This window comes from Saccharopolyspora sp. NPDC047091 (assembly GCF_040643635.1).
Classification (GTDB): Bacteria; Actinomycetota; Actinomycetes; order Mycobacteriales; family Pseudonocardiaceae; genus Saccharopolyspora_C.
This window is the reverse complement of the sequence record NZ_JBEYUS010000035.1, coordinates 1-14,958: the sequence shown is the minus strand read 5'-3', so window position 1 is coordinate 14,958 and position 14,958 is coordinate 1. Positions and strand designations below refer to the sequence as shown.

General features: G+C 73.0%; 17 protein-coding genes. 5 read left to right on the top strand and 12 right to left on the bottom strand.

Annotated features, from left to right (window positions below):
• Positions 1-119: 119 nt before the first annotated feature.
• Positions 120-545, top strand: coding sequence for a hypothetical protein (locus ABZ805_RS16770; RefSeq protein ID WP_358440616.1), 426 nt, complete (start codon positions 120-122; stop codon positions 543-545).
• 37 nt (positions 546-582) lie between these two features.
• Here ABZ805_RS16770 and ABZ805_RS16765 read toward each other — a convergent pair whose 3' ends face one another.
• Both ABZ805_RS16765 and ABZ805_RS16760 read right to left on the bottom strand, forming a co-directional pair.
• Positions 583-1,662 carry a glycoside hydrolase family 172 protein gene (locus tag ABZ805_RS16765; RefSeq protein WP_358440613.1) on the bottom strand — a complete coding sequence of 360 codons (1,080 nt, stop codon included), beginning with the start codon at positions 1,660-1,662 and terminating at the stop codon, positions 583-585.
• A gap of 80 nt (positions 1,663-1,742) precedes the next feature.
• Entirely contained in the window at positions 1,743-2,597 is an 855-nt protein-coding gene (locus tag ABZ805_RS16760; RefSeq protein ID WP_358440610.1) for a helix-turn-helix transcriptional regulator, read from the bottom strand.
• Positions 2,598-2,768: 171 nt separating this feature from the next.
• Here ABZ805_RS16760 and ABZ805_RS16755 point away from each other — a divergent pair, with 171 nt between their 5' ends.
• Entirely contained in the window at positions 2,769-3,317 is a 549-nt protein-coding gene (locus ABZ805_RS16755; RefSeq protein WP_358440608.1) for a nuclear transport factor 2 family protein, read from the top strand.
• 43 nt (positions 3,318-3,360) lie between these two features.
• Here the strand turns inward: ABZ805_RS16755 and ABZ805_RS16750 are convergent, their stop codons facing one another.
• Positions 3,361-4,383, bottom strand: a complete 1,023-nt coding sequence (locus tag ABZ805_RS16750) for a dihydroorotate dehydrogenase (protein ID WP_358440605.1) — start codon at positions 4,381-4,383, stop codon at positions 3,361-3,363.
• 270 nt (positions 4,384-4,653) lie between these two features.
• Here ABZ805_RS16750 and ABZ805_RS16745 point away from each other — a divergent pair, with 270 nt between their 5' ends.
• Together ABZ805_RS16745 and ABZ805_RS16740 are read left to right on the top strand one after the other, a co-directional pair.
• Entirely contained in the window at positions 4,654-5,847 is a 1,194-nt protein-coding gene (locus ABZ805_RS16745; RefSeq protein ID WP_358440603.1) for an MFS transporter, read from the top strand.
• Between the two features lie 155 nt (positions 5,848-6,002).
• Positions 6,003-6,263, top strand: a complete 261-nt coding sequence (locus ABZ805_RS16740) for a GlsB/YeaQ/YmgE family stress response membrane protein (RefSeq protein WP_358440710.1) — start codon at positions 6,003-6,005, stop codon at positions 6,261-6,263.
• A 62-nt stretch (positions 6,264-6,325) separates the two neighbouring features.
• Here the strand turns inward: ABZ805_RS16740 and ABZ805_RS16735 are convergent, their stop codons facing one another.
• From ABZ805_RS16735 to ABZ805_RS16695, 9 genes are all read right to left on the bottom strand, one after another.
• Complete coding sequence (locus ABZ805_RS16735; RefSeq protein ID WP_358440600.1) at positions 6,326-6,853, bottom strand: PH domain-containing protein; 528 nt, start codon at positions 6,851-6,853, stop codon at positions 6,326-6,328.
• Positions 6,854-6,895: 42 nt separating this feature from the next.
• Positions 6,896-7,372 (bottom strand): 6,7-dimethyl-8-ribityllumazine synthase, encoded by a 477-nt coding sequence (gene ribH / locus ABZ805_RS16730; protein ID WP_358440597.1) that lies wholly within the window; start codon positions 7,370-7,372, stop codon positions 6,896-6,898.
• A complete protein-coding gene (locus ABZ805_RS16725) occupies positions 7,369-8,658 on the bottom strand; it encodes a bifunctional 3,4-dihydroxy-2-butanone-4-phosphate synthase/GTP cyclohydrolase II (protein WP_358440594.1) in 1,290 nt (429 codons plus the stop codon). Before ABZ805_RS16725 ends, ribH begins: the two co-directional genes overlap by 4 nt.
• Before the next feature lie 139 nt (positions 8,659-8,797).
• Complete coding sequence (locus tag ABZ805_RS16720) at positions 8,798-9,409, bottom strand: riboflavin synthase (RefSeq protein WP_358440591.1); 612 nt, start codon at positions 9,407-9,409, stop codon at positions 8,798-8,800.
• A 10-nt stretch (positions 9,410-9,419) separates the two neighbouring features.
• Positions 9,420-10,415: a bifunctional diaminohydroxyphosphoribosylaminopyrimidine deaminase/5-amino-6-(5-phosphoribosylamino)uracil reductase RibD gene (gene ribD / locus ABZ805_RS16715; protein ID WP_358440707.1), complete on the bottom strand. Its 996-nt coding sequence runs from the start codon at positions 10,413-10,415 to the stop codon at positions 9,420-9,422.
• Between the two features lie 32 nt (positions 10,416-10,447).
• The gene (gene rpe, locus ABZ805_RS16710; RefSeq protein ID WP_358440705.1) at positions 10,448-11,113 is read right to left on the bottom strand and encodes a ribulose-phosphate 3-epimerase; all 666 of its coding nucleotides are present in this window, start codon (positions 11,111-11,113) and stop codon (positions 10,448-10,450) included.
• 121 nt (positions 11,114-11,234) lie between these two features.
• Positions 11,235-12,638: an amino acid permease gene (locus ABZ805_RS16705; RefSeq protein ID WP_358440588.1), complete on the bottom strand. Its 1,404-nt coding sequence runs from the start codon at positions 12,636-12,638 to the stop codon at positions 11,235-11,237.
• Positions 12,639-12,998: 360 nt separating this feature from the next.
• Complete coding sequence (locus ABZ805_RS16700; protein ID WP_358440585.1) at positions 12,999-13,412, bottom strand: OsmC family protein; 414 nt, start codon at positions 13,410-13,412, stop codon at positions 12,999-13,001.
• A 57-nt stretch (positions 13,413-13,469) separates the two neighbouring features.
• Positions 13,470-14,030: a sigma-70 family RNA polymerase sigma factor gene (locus ABZ805_RS16695; RefSeq protein ID WP_358440583.1), complete on the bottom strand. Its 561-nt coding sequence runs from the start codon at positions 14,028-14,030 to the stop codon at positions 13,470-13,472.
• 64 nt (positions 14,031-14,094) lie between these two features.
• Here ABZ805_RS16695 and ABZ805_RS16690 point away from each other — a divergent pair, with 64 nt between their 5' ends.
• Positions 14,095-14,814, top strand: coding sequence for a zf-HC2 domain-containing protein (locus tag ABZ805_RS16690; protein WP_358440580.1), 720 nt, complete (start codon positions 14,095-14,097; stop codon positions 14,812-14,814).
• The last annotated feature ends 144 nt before the right edge of the window (positions 14,815-14,958 follow it).

Sequence of the window (14,958 nt, the reverse complement as noted above, 5' to 3'; positions counted from 1 at the left end):
ACGGCATCGGCGCCCGTGCGGGGACCTTCGCCCCTTGGTGATGCCGCCGTCACGCGGTGTCCTGGGAGGCCCGCCGGGTCGGCCCGGGGGCGTGCGCGGCGACGAGGAGATGATCACCGATGGCGCAGGTCGGGCACGGCGGTGCGCACGCCGTGCGCCGCACCGGCGGTGCCCGGGTGCGCGGGCCGGCGCGGTTCGCCGGGATCATGCTGGTGCTGGTGGGCGCGTTCCACCTGGCCGTCGCGGTGGCCACGGTCGCCGCGGACCTGTTCCTCGTGGTGCTGGGCAGCTACGTGTTCGGCTACGACGTGGCGACGTGGGGCTGGCTGCACCTCGTGCTGGCGGTGCTGGTGGCGGCCACCGGGATCGGGCTGCTCGCGGGCGGGCGCCCATCCCGGCCCGCGGCACTGACCGCCGCGGTGCTCAGCGCGGTGGCCGGGTTCCTGTTCGTGCCCTACCAGCCGCTGTGGTCCCTGCTGATCATCGCGGGTGATGTGGCGGTCCTGTGGTCGCTGACCGGGAACCACCCGGCCGACGCTCCCTGAATCTCCGGCCCCGCCCGCGGCGGGACCGGAGCGGAGCTCACAGCGGGTGCGGGAGCCGGTCGTGCACCGGCAGCAGCCCGAACGGCTTCGACGGCAGGGTCTGGTACCAGTAGGCGACCGAGGAGACGTCGTCGGAGCGCTTGTTGGCGTGCCCGTGCTCGATGCTCACCTCGATCGACGAGTCGAAGGTGATCGGGTCCTCCACGTGGAACCGGTAGTAGGACACCTGCCCGCTCCAGTTCCGCCCGCCCGGCAGCGTGAGCCCGTGGTACGGCGCGTGGTACGGCTGGCTGGGACACCAGGCGGTGTTGAAGTAGTCCTCGGTGCCGGTGCCGTGCAACCGGGGCGGCCACGGCTCACCGTCGATGAAGATCATGTCATCGCCTTCGCCGTACCAGTTCCAGTCGGTGGTGGAGCGCAGGTTGTGCACGTTGAGCACCGAACCGACGTAGTGCCCGCGGCCCTCGGCCTGCAGGATCACGTAGTTGCCCGCCCCGTCGAGGTTGGTGCCGCCGAACAGGAACTCGTCGTTGGTCTGGTCGCCCTGCTCGACGCCGTCGGTGGGGTCCTCGCGGCGCCACTGGGCGTGGAAGTAGCCGAGGTCCGGGTCGGCCTGCTGGTACTGCTCGTAGTCGACGTAGTAGTAGAAGATCACCGTTTTGAGGCTGAGCTCGCTGATCAGCTCGAACCGGGCGCCTTCGGCGAAGGGCATGGCGAACCAGCAGTTGAAGCCCTTGCCGTCCTGCGGGCTCATCTGCAGCGGCGCGGACACGAAGTTCTCGGTGCGGCCGTGGCCCATGCCGAAGAAGTCGCCGAGCGGGACCAGCACGCTCGGGTGCGAGGCGTCGTCCCAGGTGATCTTGAGGACGAGCCTGCGCAGGTAGTCGCCCTCCACCTCGGGCCGGTGCGGCCCGTCCTCGACGGCGACCGTGCACCAGATGTGGGTCACCGCACCGGGGCCGGTGAGCCGGGCGAGCTCGCGGCTCTCGCCGGGTTCGAGCCGGATGTTGTCGTCGTTGCCCCCGGTCCGGTCCCAGCTGGAGACCCGCCCCCGCTTGGACTGCCGCAGTCGCGGCAGATCCCGCAGGCTGCTCCCGAACGTCCCGTAACCCGACATGCACCCCTCCCAGTTCGCGTGCTGGACCGGTGATCCCCGCCCCCGGAGAGTCAACGTTCCGCGACCCGTTCGTGTCGAGATCATTCATCCGATCGGCATTTCCCAAGATCACCGTTTCCAGCGGGCGGAGTCCGGCGCGGCCGATCCTCGGTGCGGGAGGTGTAGCGCATGATCCAGTGGTCCCGTTCCGGGTCGTGGAGCACCTCGACGCCGAATTCGGTCCAGCCCCGGACGGGGTGGCGCACGGTCTTGACCGCGGACCGCCCCGCGTCGACCTCGCCCCGCGCCCAGTGCTCGCGGAAGGCCGGGCTGGTCGCGGTCAGTTCGGCGAACACGGCGCGGAGGTAGGGGTCGCCGGGATACCGGCTCAGCGCCGCGCGGAACTCGGCCGCCGCGAGGCGGGAGAACAACGCGGCGCCCTCCTCGCCGAGGAGTTCGGGCAGCGCTGGGCTGGTGAACGCCTGGTAGGCGATGTTGCACCCGGGCCTGCCGCTGCCCAGCAGCGGTCCCAGCAGTTCCGCGGCGGCCTCGTTGCGGGCCAGCAGGTCCAGGCGGCCGTCGTGCACGGTGACCGGCATCGTCGCGTCCAGCCCGCGCAGCAGCCGCAGGAGACCGGGGCGGACCACGTCGCCGGGGGAACTCGGACCGGCCGGAACCGCACCGCCCAACCGGAAGAGGTGGTCCCGCTCGGCGGCGGAGAGCTCGAAGGCGCGTGCCAGCGCGGTGAGGACCTCGCGGGACGGATGCGGCGCCCGGCCCTGTTCGAGGCGGGTGTAGTACTCGACGGAGATCCCGGCGATGCCCGCGATCTCCTGCCTGCGCAGCCCCGGAACCTTCCGCCGCGACGTCCGCGCGCCGCCCGGTTCCGGCGGGGACATCGCCGCCCGGCGCCTGCGCAGGTAGTCCCCGAACTCGCTCCGGTCCTCGGTGGGCATGCGCACCATTCTCGCCGCCGACCCGCGTCCGCCCGGTTGACGGGTCCTGCCGGTACCAGGTTCGGCGCGGTCTTCCCGCCCGTCCCGCCGTCGCGAACGCTGTGCCGGAGCACGAGCGGCTCCGCGCGCACGGCAGGCGGCGGAGCCCGGAACCGAACCGCGGGAGGCCGCATGACCGAACGAGCACCCGACACCGGAGCCGCCCTCGACGTGGCTCGCGAGCTCGTCCGGGCCGTCGAGGCGAAGGACCTCGACGCGGTGGCCCGGACCTTGGCCGCCGCCGTGCGCCAGCTGTTCCTGCACTCCCGGAAGACCACCACGCCGGAAGAGGTCGCGGAGATCGTCGCCGGCCGCGGCGGGAGGTGCTGCGTCGCGGACGTGGCAGGGCGGGACGAGGTGCCGGCCTACACGCGGGGGCTGTTCGCCGAGTTCGCGCCGCTGCGCTGGCGCGACCACGGGTGGGAGACCACGCCCGACGGCGCGGTCTTCTTCCGCGGGAAGGGGGACATGGTCGTCGCCCGCACCGGCAAGCCGTACCGCAACGCCTACGTGGGCCGCTTCGAGGCCGCGGACGGCCGGATCGTGCGCATGGCCGAGCACGGGGACGTGTTCCGGTACGCGGGCCTGCGCGTGCCGCCCAACGGCGCCGAGTTCCGGGCGCTGCTGCGCGCGATCGGGCGCCCGCTGCACCCGGCCCGGTCGGCGACCGCCGGGCGGTGACCGCTCGGGTGCCGGTCCTCCCGTCGGGAGGACCGGCGCCCGCTCAGCGGTTCGGCGGCCGGTAGTGCTCGATGCGGCGCAGCACGCTGCGGATGCGGGCGCCGTGCACCGGGGACAGCGCGTAGCCCGGGTAGCTGGCGAACCAGCTGGCGCTGCCCATGCTCACCGCGTCGGCCCCGGCCCAGAAGTACTCGCGGCAGTCGTCGAAGCTGCGGATGCCGCCGGTGCCGATGATCGGCAGCTTCACCCCGGAGTCGCGCAGCTCCTTCACCACGCGCAGCCCGATCGGCTTGATGGCCCGCCCGGACAGCCCGCCGAACCCGTTCTTCAGCAGCGGCTGCCCGGTGTTCGGGTCCAGCCGCAGGCCCTTCACCGTGTTGATCGCGGTCAGCGCGGACACCCCGTGCCGGGCGGCCAGCTTGGCGTGCGCCAGGTAGTCGTAGTCGGAGGACAGCTTCAGGATCACCGGGTGGTCGCTGCGCGGCACCGCCTGCGCCAGCACCTGCTCGATGATCGCGTTGAAGTCGAAGTTGACGTTGTGGCAGGAGACGTTGAACTCGACCGCCGCGATGTCGCCCGCGGGCACCGCCGCGTTGACCTTCTCGACGAGGGTGACGAACTCCTCCGGGGAGAAGCCGCCGACCGAGATGATCGTGTTCTGCGAGCGGGTGCGCGGGTAGTAGTCGCGCAGGTAGGCGTCGATGCCGACGTTGCACCAGCCGAACGCGTTCATCCAGCCGCCGTCGACCTGCCGCAGCGCCTGCCCGTAGCGCTTGATCAGCGCCGGGACCTCGTGCAGCGGCCACACGTCCTGGGTGGTGAAGTGGCCTTCGCGCGGTTCGACCGTGACGGTGCGGGCGGTGACGGCGCCGAAGCGCTCCAGCGGGACGAACATCGAGATCGGGCTCATGCCGTAGGGCACCAGCTTGGAGTTCGCGACGCCGTAGCCCAGCAGGCTCGACGCGGTGACCAGCCGGTTGCGCAGGTGGATGTCACCGATCCGGACGGCGGGCGCGCGGGGCTCGTCCCGCACCAGCCGAAGATTTCGCTCCTGGGCCACGCTCACGGTCTCCTCCTCCATCGCCGCCCGGCCGCACCGGTGCACCCGCCCGTTCGGCGGCCGCGCCGGAGCCGGGTCCCGGCGCGCGTGCCGGGGTTTCCGGCGCTCGACGCCTGCGCCATTGTCCCTCACCCGTTCGCCCCCTTCACAGCCGCCGTGCCGCGGTGATCGATTGCACTCGGCGGAGACCGGACGATGCGGTCTCGGAAACAATCGCGTGGCGCCGGGACGGGGCCTGCGCGGACCGAACCCCGGCAGCCGGACGAGAGGACAGCGGTGCCCGAGACGACACCGGTCGAGCCCGACGCGGCCGCGCGGCGCGCGCGGTGGGCGGTGACCGCGTACTTCGTGGTGAGCGGTTTCGCGCTGGCGACCTGGACGGCGCGGATCCCGACGATCAAGCGGGACCTGGCCCTCGACGACGGCGGCGTGACGATCGCGCTGTTCGCGGTCGCCGCCGGATCGGTGCTGGCCATGCAGGTATGCGGACACCTCACCGACCGGTTCGGCAGCACCCGGGTGGTGCCGCCCGCCGGGGTGCTGGTCGCGCTGTCCGGGCTGACACCGGGCCTGGCGGGCGGGCTGGGAGCGCTGGTGGCAGGGCTGCTGCTGTTCGGCGCCGCGCACGGGGCGATCGACGTGGCGATGAACTCGCACGCGGTGCGGGTGGAGCAGCGCTACCGCAGGCCGATCATGAGCACCTTCCACGCGACGTTCAGCCTCGGCGGTCTGCTCGGCGCCGGATCGGGGGCGCTGGCCGCGCACCTCGGGATGAGCCCGGCCGCGCACTTCGCGCTGAGCGGGGTGGTGCTGCTGGCGCTGTCCCTGCTGGCCCGGTCCCGGCTGCTGCCACCGGAACCCGCGCCGCCCGCCGCGGACGGACCGCGGGTGCGCGGGTTCCCGCCGGCGATCGTGTTCCTCGGCGCGCTCGGGTTCTGCTGCTCGGTCGGCGAGGGCTCGATGGGCGACTGGTCCTCGATCTACCTGCACGACGAGCTCGGCACCGGGCCCGGGTTCGCGGCGCTGGGCCTCGCCGTGTTCTCCGCCACGATGGGGCTGTTCCGGTTCCTCGGCGACGGGCTGGTGCGGCGGTTCGGGCCGGTGCCGCTGGTCCGGGTGTGCGGGATCGTCGCGGGCAGCGGGCTCGCGGCGGCGCTGCTGCTGCACCACCCGGTGGCGGCGCTGGCGGGGTTCGCGCTGTTCGGGGTGGGGCTGTCCTGCATCGTGCCGCAGATCTTCAGCGCCGCCGGGCACCGGAACCCGGGGCGCAGCGGACGGGACCTCGCGCAGGTCAGCACCCTGTCCTACGGCGGGCTGCTGGCCGGGCCGGTGTTCATCGGACTGCTGGCGCAGGGCTTCGGGCTCACGGCCGGGCTGGCGGTGCCCGCGGCGCTGGCGCTGCTGGTGGCGGGCGCGGCGGGCGCGGTGCGGCCGGAACCCGCGGCGTCGGCGGCTCCCGGACGGGCGTGATCAGCCACTCCGGGTGAGGGCGTAGCCTCCGGAACGCTTGATCGGGTGATGCGGTGGCCGAGATCGCGATTGATCGACGTCACTGCGGGGAACCCGTGGGAAGAGCGTGTGCGCAGCGCGCCGCCTACCGGCGCGCCAACGGAAGGAGGGACACCGTGGGCATCCTCAGCTGGATCATCTTCGGCCTGATCGCGGGTGCGATCGCCAAGTTCATCCTGCCCGGCAGGGACCCGGGCGGCATCATCGTGACGATCCTGATCGGCGTCGTCGGTGGTCTGCTCGGCGGCTGGATCAGCAGCCAGTTCGGCGGCCAGGGCGTCACCGGGTTCAGCTTCATGAGCTTCGTGTGGGCCGTGATCGGCTCGCTCATCCTGCTGATCGCCTACCGGCTGGTCTTCAACCGGTCGCGTTCCTGACGCAGGGTTCGACGCGCAGGTGCCCGGGAGCGCTCGCTCCCGGGCACCTCTCGCGTTCGGGGTCATTCCCCGCCGCGGCGGATCTCCACTTCGCGGCGGAGCTCGCGGAGGTCGCGCATCGCCTGGACGGCGTGCGCACCGTCGGTGGACTGGATGGCCATCACCGAGGCGTACTCGTCCTGCGGCAGCTCCAGCCGGGCCCAGGCGGCGCCGTCCGGGAAGCTGACGGCCTGCACCTCGTCCCACGAGTAGCGGTGGGTGCCGATCACGTTGCGCACCTCCAGCCCGGACAGGTCGGCGCGCAGCCGCGGCCGCGCCAGCAGCAGCGCACCGCAGGCCAGCAGCACGCCCAGCCCGGCCATCGCGACCTGGTCGGACACCCGGAAGTACACGCCGGTCGGGGTGTTGCGCAGCAGCACCGCCACCACGGCGAACACGACCACCAGCACCACGGCCACCGGGATCACCACCCGGCGGATCTTGATCGGCCGCACCACCACGGACCGGACCGCGTCCGAGGACTCCACCGCGTCCCCACCTCCCGCCGGTTCCGGACCGGCCACCTCGTCCCGAGCCTCAGCTGACTGCATGCGTCCAGTTTGCCCGTCCCGCGGCGACCTCCCGGTCGCGGGTCAGCGGGAGCGCAGGTCGCGCAGCACCAGCGCGGTCTCCAGGGCGGCCGCGGTCGCCTCGAAGCCCTTGTCCTCCACCGATTCCGGGAACCCGGCCCGGTCCCTGGCCTGCTGGTCGGTGTCGCAGGTGAGCAGTCCGTTCCCGACCGCCGTCGACTCGTCCAGCGCCACCCGGGTCAGCCCGGCGGTCACCGAGTCGCAGACGTACTCGAAATGCGGGGTGCCGCCGCGGATGACGACGCCGAGCGCCACCACCGCGTCGTGCCCGCGCGCCAGTTCCTGGCACACCACCGGAAGTTCGATCGAGCCCGGCACCCGCACCACGGTCGGTTCCGCAATGCCCGCCTCGTGGGCGGCGGCGAGCGCCCGCTCCAGCATCCGGCCGGTGATCTTGTCGTGCCAGCGGATGCCCGCGATCGCCAGCTTCAGCCCGTCGGCCCGCGGGACCTCGACGCGGGGCCTGCCTTCGCCGCTCATGCGGTGACCCCCGGCCTGCCGAAGCCGGTCTCGTCGCCGTCGCCGGTGATCGAGGAGTCCTCGCCGTCGTCGAGGTGGTTCAACTCGTGCCCCATCCGATCGCGCTTGGTGCGCAGGTATCGCAGGTTCTCCGGGTTCGGGCGGATCGGCAGCGCCTCCCGGCCCAGCACCCGCAGGCCGTAGCCCTCCAGGCCGATCCGCTTCTCCGGGTTGTTCGTCAGCAGCCGCATCGACTTCACGCCCAGGTCGCAGAGGATCTGCGCGCCCTGCCCGTAGTCGCGGCTGTCCACCGGCATGCCCAGCGCCACGTTCGCGTCGACGGTGTCGGCGCCGTCGTCCTGCAGCTGGTACGCCTGCAGCTTGTGGATCAGCCCGATGCCGCGGCCTTCGTGGCCGCGCATGTAGAGCACGATGCCGCGGCCCTCGGCGGCGACCTTCTCCATCGCGGCGGACAGCTGCGGGCCGCAGTCGCAGCGCAGCGAGCCGAGCACGTCCCCGGTCAGGCACTCCGAGTGCACCCGCACCAGCACGTCCTCGCCGTCACCGATCTCGCCGTAGACCAGCGCCAGGTGCTCGATGCCGTCGAGGGTGCTGTCGTAGCCGAAGGTGCGGAAGGTGCCGTGCGCGGTGGGGATGCGCGCCTCGGCGACCCGCTCCACCTGCTTCTCGAACCGCCTGCGGTAGGCGATGAGGTCGGCGATGGTGATCAGCCGCAGGTCGTGCTCGTCGGCGAAGACCTCCAGCTCGTCGCGGCGGGCCATGTCGCCCTCGGACTTCTGGCTGACGATCTCGCACAGCGCGCCCACCGGCCGCAGCCCGGCGAGGCGGGACAGGTCGACGCTCGCCTCGGTGTGCCCGGGCCTGCGCAGCACGCCGCCGTCGCGGGCGCGCAGCGGCACCACGTGACCGGGTCGGTGCAGGTCCGCGGCCTGCGACCCGCCGTCCGCGAGGACTTGCAGGGTGCGGGCCCGGTCGCTGGCGGAGATGCCGGTGCTGACGCCCTCGGCCGCGTCCACCGCGACCGTGTAGGCGGTGCCCTTGCGGTCCTGGTTGGAGTGGTACATCGGCGGGAGGTCCAGGCGGTCGCAGTCCTCGCCGGTCATGCCGACGCACAGGTACCCGGACGTGTAGCGCACCATGAACGCCACGAGTTCCGGCGTCGCCTTCTCGGCGGCGAAGATCAGATCGCCTTCGTTCTCGCGATCCTCGTCATCGACCACGATCACCGGGCGGCCGGCCGCGATGTCGGCCAGGGCGCGCTCGATGTCGTCGAACCTGTTGCTCACCGTGTCCCGTGTTCTTTCGCTCTGGGGCTGCGGCGCACCACCGGTGCGCCCGCCCTCGGTTCGGACTGCCGGGCGCTGTGCGTTCCCGGCACCGTCATTGTCCTCCCGCCACCCGGGTCCAGGGCCGCCGATCGGGCGGTCAGGACCCGGCGGCTCCGGTGCGCGGCCGGTCGAGCTGCGCGGCGGCGAGCCGTTCCAGGTGCTTGGCCAGCACGTCGACCTCGATGTTGACCTCTTCACCCGGTCGGCGCACCCCCAAGGTGGTGAGTTCCCGCGTGGTGGGAATCAGCGCGACGCTGAACTCGGTGCGTCCCGCTTCGACCACGGTGAGCGACACCCCGTCCACCGTGATCGAGCCCTTCTCCACCAGGTAGTGCGACAACCCGGCGGGCAGCTCGAAGCGGGTGAGGTCGCCATCCGACTCCAGCAGCACCGCGGTGCCGTCCACGTGGCCCTGCACGATGTGCCCACCGAGGCGGTCGCCGAGCGCCATCGCGCGCTCCAGGTTCACCCGGTCCCCGGCGGCGATGTGCCGGATCGCGGAGCGGCGCACCGTCTCGGCCACCACGTCCACGGTGAACCGGCCGGCACCGGAGTCCACGACGGTCAGGCACACGCCGTTCACGGCGATGGAGTCGCCGTGCTTCGCGTCGGAGGTCACCAGCGGGCCCTCGACGGTCAGCCGCACCCCGTCGCCGTCCGCGTCGACGGACGTGACGGTGCCGAGCTCCTCGACGATGCCGGTGAACATGTCTTCCTCCTCAGCGACCGGTGGGCACGGCGCTGACGCGCACGTCCGGTCCGCTCATCGTGGTCTCTTCGATGTCCCACCACCATGCTTGGGAGACGCTCGCCACCCCGGCGTCGCCGAGCGCGGCGGGACCGGCTCCGAGCAGCGCGGGCGCCAGGTAGGCCAGCACCCGGTCGACGCATCCGGCGGCGACGAACGCCCCGGCCAGCGTCGGCCCGCCCTCCAGCAGCACGTCCACCACGCCGCGCCGCCCGAGCTCGGCCAGCGCGGCCGCCGGGTCGCCGCCGGGCAGCCGGATCGTGGCGGCCGAGTCGTCGAAGACGCGCGCCCCGGCGGGCACCTCGCGGTCACCGACGACGACGCGCAGCGGCTGGTGCGGGCGCAGGCCGCCGTCGGCTTCGCGGGCGGTCAGCTGCGGGTCGTCGGCGAGGACGGTGCCGGTGCCCGCGAGGATCGCGTCGACCTTGCCGCGCAGCTCGTGCACCTCGGCGCGCGAGGTCGCCGAGCTGATCCACTTGCTGCTGCCGTCGGCGGCGGCCGAGCGCCCGTCCAGGCTCGCCGCGTACTTCCAGGTGACGTGCGGGCGGCCGGTGCGGGCGAAGTGCAGCCAGGCGCGCAGCGGGCCGCACGCGATCTGCTCGCCGAGCAGGCCGGACTCGACGCGGACCCCGGCGGCGCGCAGCACTTCGGCGCCGCCCGCGGCCTGCGGGTTCGGATCGGCCACGGCGTGCACCACCCGCGCCACCCCGGCCGCGAGCAGCGCCGTGGTGCACGGCGCGGTGCGGCCGGTGTGCGCGCACGGCTCCAGCGTGACCACGGCGGTGCCGCCACGGGCGCGGTCCCCGGCGGCGCGCAACGCCACCACCTCGGCGTGCGGCCCGCCCGGCGGCTGGGTCGCGCCGGTCCCGGCGACGGCGCCGTCGGCGTCGAGCACCACGCAGCCCACCGGCGGGTTCGGGCTGGTGCTGCCGCGGACGCGTTCGCTCGCGGCGAGCGCGGCGAGCATCGCGGCGCGCACCGGGTCCGCGGTCGCGGTGGTCACTTCCGGGCGTGCGCGAAGTTCGGGGCGGCCTGGGCGCGCAGCGCCTCCACCGCGCGGGCCGGGTCGTCGGCGCCGTAGACGGCGGAACCGGCGACGAAGCAGTCGACCCCGGCTTCGGCGGCCTGCTCGATGGTGTCGGCGTTGATGCCGCCGTCGATCTCCACGACGAGGTTCAGGTGCCCGGTGTCGACGAGGTTGCGGGCGGCGCGGGCCTTCTCCAGCACCTCGGTGATGAACTTCTGTCCGCCGAAGCCGGGTTCGACGGACATCACCAGCAGCGTGTCGAAGTGCTTGAGCACCTCGACGTACTGGTCGAACGGGGTGCCCGGCTTGATCGACAGCCCGGCCTTGGCGCCCGCCGCGCGCAGGTCCTTCGCGATCTTCACCGGGTCCTCGGCGGCTTCGGCGTGCACGGTGACGTTGTGCGCGCCCGCTTCGGCGTAGCCGATCGCCCAGCGGTCCGGGTTCTCGATCATCAGGTGGCAGTCCAGCGGGATGTCGGTGGCCTTGAGCAGCGACTCGACGACCGGGAGCCCGAGGGTCAGGTTCGGCACGAAGTGCGCGTCCATCACGTCGACGTGCACCCAGTCGGCGCCCTTGACGGCGTCGAGCTCGGTGGCGAGACGGGCGAAGTCCGCGGACAGGATGGAGGGCGCGATCATCGGCTGGTTCGACACATGCGGGAGTGTAAATCTCACCCGCACGCCACCCGCGCCCGCGTCGACCCGACGGGGGAACCGCCCGCGGGCGGCGGCCGCTCGCCGCCCGGGCCCCGGGCGCGGATCACGAGCGGCCGGCGGCCCGGCGGCGCAACAGGTAGTAGGCCGCGCACAGCAGGACGAGGAACGGCACCCCGGCCTTCCACGCGGTGTCGAACTGCTCGGTGAACGGCGTCGTCAGCAGCACCGCCGCCACGAACACCATCGCCAGCACCGTCGTCACCGGCGCCCCGGCCAGCCGCACCGGCGATGCCGGCAGTCCCGCGGCGGCCCGCTTGCGCCGGAACGCCAGGTGGCTGGCGAAGATGAGCAGCCAGGTGATCAGCGCCCCGAACAGCGCCAGTCCCAGCAGCAGCGGGAACGCGGTGGACTCGGCGAACACCGAGATGCCCGCCGCCAGCACCAGCCCGCACGCGGAGAGCAGCAGCGCCCGCTGCGGCGCGCCGTGCCGGCTCAACCCGGCGAACCACTTCGGCGCGTAGCCGTCCTGGGCGAGCGAGTACGTCATCCGCGCCGTCACGTACAGGTTCGTGTTCATCGCCGAGAGCGCCGCGGTGAGCACCACGAAGTTCATCACCCCGGCGGCGGCCGGGATGCCCGCGGTGGCGAACAGCGCCACGAACGGGCTCTGCGTCACGTCCTCCTCCGTGGACACCTGGTTCCACGGCAGCACCGAGACGACCACCAGCATGCCCAGCACGTAGAACAACCCGAGCCGCAGCACCATGTTCCGCGCCGCCCGCGGCACGTCGCGGCGCGGGTTCCGCGACTCGGAAGCGGTGACGGCGACGGCCTCGGTGCCCAGGTAGGAGAAGGTGACCACGGTCAGCGCCAGCCACACCGCGCCGATCCCGTTCGGCAGGAACCCGCCGTGCTCGGTGAGCGCGTCGACGCCGGTGGCGGGGCGCCCGGGCAGGCCGAACACGATGTAGGTGATGCCCAGCAGCACGAACACGACGATCGTGACGACCTTGATCAGCGCGAACCAGTACTCGAACTCGCCGAAGAACCGCACCGCCGAGGCGTTGATCGCCAGCATGATCAGCGAGAACACCACGACGGGCAGCCACAGCGGCAGTTGCGGGTACCAGAACTGCACGTAGAGCCCGGCGGCGACGACCTCGCTGCCGATGTTGACGACCTGCGCGGCCCAGTAGATCCACCGCTGCACGAACCCGGCCAGACCACCGAGGTAGCGCTGCGCGATGGGCCCGAACCCGCCCGCCTCGGGGTGCACCACGACCATCTCGGCGAGCGCGTAGGCCAGGGCGAGCGCGGCGAACGCGGCCACCGCGTAGGCGATGATCACGGCCGGGCCCGCGATGTTGATGGCGAGTCCGGAGCCGAGGAACAGCCCGGTGCCGATCGCTCCACCGATGGCGATCATGCCGACCTGGCGGCTGCTCAGGTCGCGGCGGAGCCCGCCGCCGTCCGCAGCCCGCTCCGGGTCCGTTCCCGCTGGTTCCAACTCGCCGCCTCCTCGCCTGGCGCGCACTCGCGCGCACAGCACCCTAACGACGGCGAATCCGGGAGCACGCGACAGTCTCCCCACCGCAGCGCTTCCCCGGCACGAATACCCCGTTCGTCCGCCCGGACAGGCCGAACGGCCCACTCACCAGCGCCGGACCGCCACCGCCCTCACACGGCAGTTGCCGTTGATCCTGTCAGCGGCGAAGCCGATGAGCGGCGACCCAGCACGCAGCTCGACCACCCGCGGGTTCTCAGCGTCCTCCTCGCGAGGACAGCGTTTTCTCCTGTGGCGGAGCCACCGGTGAAAACGATCCCGCAGCGAGGAGGGCGCTGAGGTTCCGCCAGCCGACCACCACCGTCACCGAGGCAGCTCCAAAGAAATAGGAGTGCCCTCCTGGACGGAGCGGGACACGGTGCAGTACCGCTCGACGGCGCGTTCCACCGCGTCGAGCAGCTTCGCCCGGTCGGCGTCGGCGACGGAGCTCAGGTCGACGTCGAAGCGCACCTGCACCGCGGAGAACTTGTTCGGGTCCTCGGCGGTCTTGTCCCGGTCGGCGTGCACCGCGATGTCGGCGTCCTCGCCCGCGCGGCGCACCAGCAGGTTCTCGCTGGTGACGGCGGAGCACCCGGCGATGGCGGCGAGCAGCAGCTCGCCGGGGGTGAACGCGTCGGGAGCGCCGTCGCGGCCGATGGTGACCTCGCCGCCGCGGCCGTTGGTGGCGGTGAAGGTGTGCTCGCCGGTGCGGTGCACTTCGACCGGGGTGCCTGGCATGTCGTCCTCCGCTGCTGGTGGTTCGATCGCCCCGCACGACCGGGGACGGGCCCGGGGTCAGCCGGTGCCGGTGTCCTGGCCGCGGGTGCGGTTGAGCAGGTTCTCGCGGGCCCGGGCGACGCGGGAGCGCACGGTGCCGATCTCGCAGCCGCTCACCTCGGCCGCTTCCTGGTAGGTCAGCCCGAGGACCTGGGTGAGCACGAGCGCTTCGCGCCGGTCGGCGTCGAGCCCGTCGAGCAGGACGTTGACCTCGACGAGTTCCTCGAAACCGCGCCCGGTGCGCCCGCCGCGCTCGGCGGCCTGCACCCAGTCGGCGGTGACGGTGCGCGGCCGGGCGCGTTCGGAGCGGATCTGGTCGACGACGACGCGGCGGGCGATGGCGAGCAGCCAGGTGCGCGCGGAGGAGGAGCCGCGGAAGGTGCGCACGGCCCGCATGGCCCGCAGGTAGGTCTCCTGCGCGAGGTCGTCCGCGGCGGGCACGCCCGCGAGGTGCGCGAGGAACCGCCAGACGTCGCGCTGGGTGGCCCGGACGAGCTCTTCGAGGGCGCGGCGGTCGCCCTTCCCGGCAGCCAGCGCGAGCTCGGTCACACGGCTGTCTTCGGCCTCCGAGTGCGTCACGGTGGTCGAGACTAGTCGAAGCCCCGCCGGGAACTCCTCCCCCTGCTCGGCCGACAATCTGACTGTGAACTGTGAACGATGCCGGACCTCGGTGTCGGCTCTGCTGGACGGGGAGCGGCCGGAGGCTCCGGAGTCCGAGGTCGACGCCCACCTGGAGACGTGCGCGGCCTGCCGGGCCTTCCAGGCCGAGGCGGGCGAGCTGACCCGGCACCTGCGGGTGCGGGCGGTGACGCCCACCCCGGACTTGGCGGGGGCGGTGCTGGCGGCGGCGGAGCGGCCGGGCCGCTGGCGCGGTGTGGCGCGCGGGGCGCTGGCGCTGACGGCGGTGGCGCAGATCCTGCTCGCGCTGGGCCAGCTGCTGGGGCTGATCGGGGTGCACGGGCACGAGGTGCACGGCGGGCCGGGCATGGCGGCGCACCTGTTCAACGAGAGCACCGCGTGGAACCTGGCGCTGGGCGTGGGGATGTTGTGGGCGGCGTGGCGCGATCGCACGGTGGCGGGAGTGCTGCCGGTGCTGAGCGCGTTCGTGGCGGCGCTGGCGGGTTTCTCGGTGCACGACCTGGTGATCGGGGCGGCGACGGTGGAGCGGGTGGCGTCGCACGCGCTGCTGCTGGTGGGGCTGGGCCTGCTGTTCGCGGTGCACCGCACCGGCGGCGGTGGCCCGGCGGACGCGGACCGCACCGCGGCCGACGGCCCGCACGCGGCGGACGACACCTCCACCGCTCCCCGAGCCCCGGAAGGCCCACCCCACCTCCGCCCCACAGCCCACCACGAAGCCGCCTGACAGCGCTCACCGATCAGTTGATCCTGTCAGCGGCGAAGCCGCTGAGCAGCGACCACCAGAGCACCCGGCACCGCAGCGGGTTCTCAGCGTTCTCCTCGCGAGGACAGCGTTTTCTCCTGTGGCGGAGCCACCGGTGAAAACGAT

Bases quoted from the DNA above. Each gene is read 5' to 3' on its own strand.
- ABZ805_RS16755 (WP_358440608.1), top strand. From the start codon at position 2,769: ATGACCGAACGAGCACCCGACACCGGAGCCGCCCTCGACGTGGCTCGC.
- ribH (WP_358440597.1), bottom strand. From the start codon at position 7,372: ATGAGCGGCGAAGGCAGGCCCCGCGTCGAGGTCCCGCGGGCCGACGGG.
- ABZ805_RS16735 (WP_358440600.1), bottom strand. From the start codon at position 6,853: ATGCAGTCAGCTGAGGCTCGGGACGAGGTGGCCGGTCCGGAACCGGCG.
- ABZ805_RS16765 (WP_358440613.1), bottom strand. From the start codon at position 1,662: ATGTCGGGTTACGGGACGTTCGGGAGCAGCCTGCGGGATCTGCCGCGA.
- ABZ805_RS16760 (WP_358440610.1), bottom strand. From the start codon at position 2,597: ATGCCCACCGAGGACCGGAGCGAGTTCGGGGACTACCTGCGCAGGCGC.
- ribD (WP_358440707.1), bottom strand. From the start codon at position 10,415: ATGCTCGCCGCGCTCGCCGCGAGCGAACGCGTCCGCGGCAGCACCAGC.
- ABZ805_RS16700 (WP_358440585.1), bottom strand. From the start codon at position 13,412: ATGCCAGGCACCCCGGTCGAAGTGCACCGCACCGGCGAGCACACCTTC.
- ABZ805_RS16720 (WP_358440591.1), bottom strand. From the start codon at position 9,409: ATGTTCACCGGCATCGTCGAGGAGCTCGGCACCGTCACGTCCGTCGAC.
- ABZ805_RS16770 (WP_358440616.1), top strand. From the start codon at position 120: ATGGCGCAGGTCGGGCACGGCGGTGCGCACGCCGTGCGCCGCACCGGC.
- rpe (WP_358440705.1), bottom strand. From the start codon at position 11,113: ATGATCGCGCCCTCCATCCTGTCCGCGGACTTCGCCCGTCTCGCCACC.